The sequence below is a fragment of the Bifidobacterium sp. genome, from assembly GCF_050874245.1.
Classification (GTDB): domain Bacteria; phylum Actinomycetota; class Actinomycetes; order Actinomycetales; family Bifidobacteriaceae; genus Bifidobacterium.
On the sequence record NZ_JBNMKH010000092.1, the window covers coordinates 1 to 6,126 of the forward strand.

The 6,126-nt window shown below is 64.6% G+C and carries 3 protein-coding genes; all 3 read left to right on the forward strand.

The features are described 5' to 3' along the window. Nucleotides 1–1,295 (forward strand): SpaA isopeptide-forming pilin-related protein (locus ACR0P8_RS08275; RefSeq protein WP_432624622.1); only part of this gene is annotated, 1,295 nt, incomplete at its 5' end. Between the two features lie 33 nt (nt 1,296–1,328). Beyond that, nucleotides 1,329–5,810 carry an InlB B-repeat-containing protein gene (locus ACR0P8_RS08280; RefSeq protein WP_432624623.1) on the forward strand — a complete coding sequence of 1,494 codons (4,482 nt, stop codon included), beginning with the start codon at nt 1,329–1,331 and terminating at the stop codon, nt 5,808–5,810. 82 nt (nt 5,811–5,892) lie between these two features. Continuing rightward, nucleotides 5,893–6,126: hypothetical protein (locus ACR0P8_RS08285; RefSeq protein WP_432624624.1), on the forward strand; the 234-nt coding region annotated here is incomplete at its 3' end.

Consider the following 6,126-nt stretch of genomic DNA (forward strand, 5'->3'; position numbering starts at 1 on the left):
CGGCCACGCTGCGCCGCGTGGCAGATTTGCTGGCCAAGTCCGCGTCGAAGCCGGCCGCGACGGTCTCGAACGTGACCGGCTCCGGCACACGCGCGACCCTCAACGTGCCCGACGGCCACTACCTCGTCACCGACACCAACAAGGACACGCTGCCCATGATCGTCGGCACGAAGGTCGGCGGCATGGACCTGTCCACCGGCACCCTGGGCACGCTGACCGTCAAGACCCGCACGTTCACGCTCGACAAGACCCTCGTCCACGCGGACGGCTCCGAGTCGAAGACCGGCAGCGTGCGCGTCGGCGACACCGCCACCTACCACATCGCGTTCACCATGCCGTACATGGTGGGCGCGGACGCGAGCGTGCGCATTGTCGACCAGATGACCGGCCAGACGTTCAAGGACATGACCGGCGCCACCATCGACGGCAGGGACGTGACCGACCAGGTCGGCGTGGTCAAGGCGCGCGCCGGCGGACTCACGGCCATTCCGGCGAAGTCGTCCGGACTGCCCGTCACCACACTGCACGCCGGCTCCGTCGGCTTCAACCTCGACAGGCTCGCCACAGCCGCGAATGGCGGCAAACGCGTCGTCATTACCGTCCGCGCGACCATCACGTCCACCGCCGACAACCACCACATCGAGGCCCCGACCGGGCATGTGGCTTGGAAAGACCTGTCGACCGGCACCCTGTACACGCCCGACCCGCCGACCTCCCGCGCCGACGTGTACACCGGCGACCTGAAGGTGGCGAAGACGTCCGCCGCCGACCGCACCGCCCGCATCCCCGACGCGGGCTTCAAGATCCGCGACAAGGGCACGGGCAAATGGCTGTCCTGGTCGGCGGCGTCCGGCTGGTCCGACGCCGCCGACCAGGCGCGCGCCACCGTGTTCCGCACCGGCGACGCGAACATGGATGGCAAGGTGAGCGCCGCCGAGGCGTCCGCCTCCACCAAGGGCGACGCCACGTTCCCGGGCCTGTCCAGCGGCACGTACGAGATCCGCGAGACCGACCCGCCGGAGGGCTTCGTCAAAACCTCCCTGGGGCTGCCGTCCCTGACCGCCACGCTCGACGCGGAGAAAGGCACCGTCACCTACCAGGGCGCCGACCTGCCGAACCTGACGACCGTCGAGGGAGGCCGCGCGGTCGTCGCCGATATGACGAGCCTGACCCAGCTGCCCACCACGGGCGGCGTCTGGGGCGTCGTCACCGCCGTGTCCGTCATGGCCGCGTTCGCCGGCCTCGCGTTCGGTGTCCGCAGGGCCACCCGCGCGTCCGACGGCGTCGCGGCATAGCACACGTACATATAAGGAAAGGATGAGGGAAAAATGGGATTCCTTACAAGACTTCTCGCCGGTCTCACGGCCGCCGCGGCGTTAGGCACCGGCCTGACCGGCACGGCCAACGCGGTCGACGTGACCGGCGCGACCGGAAACACGAAAAGCGTCGTGAAGCTCACGGCCGATGACACGAACAACCTGCCGGACCATATCGTCAACGGCGACTTCGAATACCTGCCCGACGGCGGATGGAAGACCGTTGACGCGCCAAGCTACATGACGAACGCATACACGAGCGTCGACCCGAACAACGGCCAGTACATGAGGAACGCGCGACACTCCGACGCCGATCTCGCCTCCTGGGTGGACTGGCCCGGTTTCGACCAGTCCAAATTTGCATGGAAGACCGACCAGAAAGGCGGCCACGACCAAGGCGGATTGAAGGACCGCGCGGAAGCGATCGAACTCCAACAGGACAGTATGGACGGCAACACCTACGCGGAAATGGTCGCCTCCGAAACCGGACGCACCATCTACCAGGACCTCGCCACCATCCCCGGCACACTGTACAAGATCCGGTTGAAGCACGCCAGCCTGTGCAAGGACAACGTCGACCAGATGCAGGTCGTCATCAACGGCACACCCATCGAGATGACCCGCGTCACCTCGAATGGTCACGGCGACAAGGTCGGCGAGAAGTCCACGACCATCGGCACGAGGGTCACGAACGAGAACCGCTGGCATCATTTCGACCAGTGGGAGACCTATGAGGGCTACTACATCATTCCGGACGGGCAAACCACCACTCGGTTCGGTTTCAAGGCCGTCAACTACCTCGACCCCACCAAGGGCAATCTTCTGGATGATGTGACCTTCACCCGCGCCTACAAGCTCTCTTACGACAAAAACTCCACTGACGCAACAGGTGAGGTTCCGTCGAACCAGCGCGGCAAGGAGAACACCACCCAGCCCGCCAAGACCAAGACCAACGGAACCGTGAAGACCGTCGCGGACGAGAACGTCCGGTACGGTTCCCTCGCTAATGGCGATTTCTCCTACCCCTCGTTCTCCGACATTCAGAAGAACGAGCAGGAAACCCATGCCGATCTGCGCACGTTCCTCAAATCGGATGACGGCACGCTTTGGCGCAACATGTCCGCCACCGATCTTTCCAAGTACGGAAAGATCGGGCAGATCCCCGGTTTCGACTCTTCCAGGTTCGCATGGTCCAGTACCGAGAACGGTTCAAGGGTCGAATTGCAGCAGGACCGCAACACCAAGAACACGTATGCGGAGATCGTCGCCCAACAGGACAACACCAGCATCTACCAGAACGTGTCCACCGGCAACGGCGGCGTGCTGTACAAGATCCGGCTCAAGCACGCCAGCCGCCAATCATCCCATGCCGACAGGATGCAGGTCCTCGTGGGATCCGACACGGACCATGCGACGCCTGTGGAGATGACCCGCGTCACCTCTAACGGCCATGGCGACAAGGTGGGCGGGAAGTCCACGACCATCACCACAAAGGTATCCAACACCGATCCCCGCGATCATGGCGCACAATGGGAGACGTACGAAGGCTATTACCGGGTGCCCGAAGGACAGAAGAACACGGTATTCATGTTCAAGAGCCTCGAAGGGTTCAAAGAGGTTGAGACCCTGCCCGGCAACAACGTCGGCAATCTCGTGGACGACATCGAGTTCTCCCGCTCTTACAAGTTGACCTATGATGCGAACTCTTCGGACGCTTCAGGCCAGGTTCCGTCGGATACGGCCGCGAACACCGTCAAGCAGGCCAAGTCGAAGACCAATGGCAGCGTGCGTCTCGCGGCGGATGACGATGTGGTGGAATACGCCGCCAACGGCCTGCCGAAGCAGATCATGAACGGTAATTTCGACCATGACTGGCAGAACATCGTCAGCCAGTCCAGGATGAGCGAGAAGTACAATTTCGCCAACGTCGACCCCGTCCATGGTGACGTGGAGATCAGCGGCGCGCTGAACAGCAAGGGCGAGGCGTCCAAGCACTGGGTCCACCTCAACGGGTTCGACGCCGCCAGGTTCGGCTGGAAGTCCAACCAGACCGACACCAGGGTCGACGGGCGCGGCGGCATCGTCGAGATCCAGCGCAGCCGCGCGAACGACAACATGTACGCGGAGATCACCGCATCGCAGGCCAACACGTACCTGTACCAGGACATCGACACCGCGCACAGCACGCCCACCGTGTACACCGTGAAACTCCGGTACGCGCACCGGAACGGCACCATCAACTCCAATGAGAAGATCCAGATCCTCGTCGGAGCGCCCGGCCACGAGCAGCCGGTGGAGATGACCCGCATCGCGTCCGACCGGGGCAACAGGCTGGGTGAGAAGTCCACCACGGTGAACGCTCCCAACACGGACGGCTGGCTGGGCTCGTGGGATACGTTCCAGGGTTCGGTGGAAATCCCCGCCGGCCAGCCTGTCAGCAGGTTCACGTTCAAGGCGTTGGGTTCCATCGATGGTGTTACCGGCAACCTGATTGACGACGTGCAGTTCAAGCTCGCCTACCCGCTCTCCTACGACAAGAACGCGCAGGACGCGACCGGCAGCGTGCCATCCAGTCAATACGGCAAGGAGAACACCGTCCAGCCCGCCAAAGCCAAGACCACGGGCAGTGTCAGACTCGCGGCTGACAAAACCGCTTCCGGCCTGACTGTGCATGATCTTGAGATGAACGACATACCCGCGGATTACCGTCAGTTCATATTGAACACCACCGACACAAGGCTCTCGCAGGTCGAGTTCGAGGACGGCGCGTGGTACAAGTCCACTGACCCCTCGTCCCAAGGCATGTGGCCGTTGAGAATCGGCGCCTCATTAACCATCCCGTCCGTGGGCGACTGGACCGACCCGTCCGGCAAGACCCACCAGATCAGCATGACCATGCGGTTGAAGGATTGGAACGGCGGCAGCGTCAGCGAACTGTACCGGTTCGACGGGCACGGGAACATCGTCGGCGACGGAAGATTCTGGATCAACACGGCCTACGGTTCCGGTTATTCCAGCCTGCCTGCCAAGGTCAAGGCGGCCATGGGCGGAGTCGACACGTCGAAACGAGTGGGATGCTCGTGGACGGTCGAGTTCACGTACGCGGACACCGGCGAGAAGGTCCCGGACACATTCAAGGGCGTGACCGGGTTCAACGACCTCGACGGATGGGACGCGCAATCCGACCTGAAGTTCGAGGGCGTGCAGCTGCTTTCCGGTTTCAACGGCGCGTACAAGCGTTCCGACGCGGAACTCGGCACGTACGGTACGAACGGTTTCGCGGGCATCGGACATGATGCGGGCGACGAGGCTCATCTGAACGCGCCGCAGCAGTCCCGTCACCGCCTCGCGGCCACATGGACGGGAAGCACGTTCACGTTCTCCTATGATCTGAGCAATCCCGCCGGCCGCACCGACGGTTCGCGCATGACGTTCGGCGCGCCTGTCACCCGCACCGCGGTGCTCACCTATGACAAGAACGCGCAGGACGCGACCGGCCAAGTCCCGTCGAACACGACGCCGGACACGACGCAGACGGCGTCCTCCAAGTCAACCGGCAAGGTGTCCGACCTCGTGCAGCGCACCACCACCCACGAGGACGGCAGCGTGACCGTCAAAACCGTGGATGCGAGCACGGACGTGGTGTCCGGCTGCCAGGTCTACTATCCGGCCGGCCAGAAGATCACGTTGGCGACCATGGCGAAGGACGACGACTGCTGGGATTCCAGCATGCTGTCGCGTCCGGGCCACACCCAGCTGGGTTGGAACCCGATCCGGAACGCGACCCAGGCACAGGCCCAGGTCACGATGGTCGAGGGCGGCATGACCGTGTTCGCGGTGTGGGTCGGAAACCCGGTCCTCACCTACGACACGAACAAGCCATCCACCTGGTCGGGCCAGATGCCGTCCACCCCGGCGTCCGTATCCGTGGCATACAACACGGCCGCGTCGGACGGCTCCGGCTGGCGGGCGGGCGACACGACGAAGATCCGCGGCTACAGGTTCCTCGGCTGGTACACGGGACCGCAGGACAATGCGGGCCCGTACGACTGGACCAGGCCGTTGACGGGCAACGTGACCGTGTACGCGCACTGGCAGCGGTTGCAGGCCAACGTGATCTACGACAAGAACGCGTCGGACGCGAAGGGTTCGCATGCGAACACCACCGGCTGGCAGTATTCGGACGTGACCATTCCCGGCGACACGTCGAAATCGTTCAAACGCACGGGATACCGGTTCGCCGGCTGGAACACCGCCAAGGACGGCAAGGGCACGGCCTACGCGGACGGCGGCCGAGTGCCATTGCAGGGCAAGGACGTGACCCTGTACGCGCAGTGGGCGCCGTTGTTCGACGTCCTGCCGTCGGCCGGCGGCGACTACGGGCCGTCGGTGCCGTGGTTCGTGTGCGGAGGATTGGCGCTGGTGGCCCTCGCGGGCGGCGTGGCGTCGACCCTGCTGAGGCTGCGGAGAGCCCGCGGCGCGCATAGCCGCTGACCCGGAGGGGAAAACGGCCGGACATGGACCGACATGGCCCGTGTTCGGCCGTTTTCCGTTCCCGCATGTAGGGGAGGATCGCATGGATTGGGACGGCATCATCGGCGACGGGAGCCGGTACGCGGCGTTGGAGCGGCGCGAACACGGCGGGCGCCTGCTGTCCGCCGCGTTCTCCGCGCTCTCCCTGCTGGCCGTGGTCGCCATGCTGGCCGCGGCCGCCGGACCGTGGCTCGCGCTCGACCTGCGCGGCAACGTCCAGTCGGCGGCGGGCCGGACGGTGGCGGCGCGGGCCGCCGGCCTGCCCGCCGGACGACGC

What these genes read in the sequence shown, in the direction of transcription:
- ACR0P8_RS08280 (WP_432624623.1), top strand. Translation starts at nt 1,329, where the DNA reads ATGGGATTCCTTACAAGACTTCTCGCCGGTCTCACGGCCGCCGCGGCG.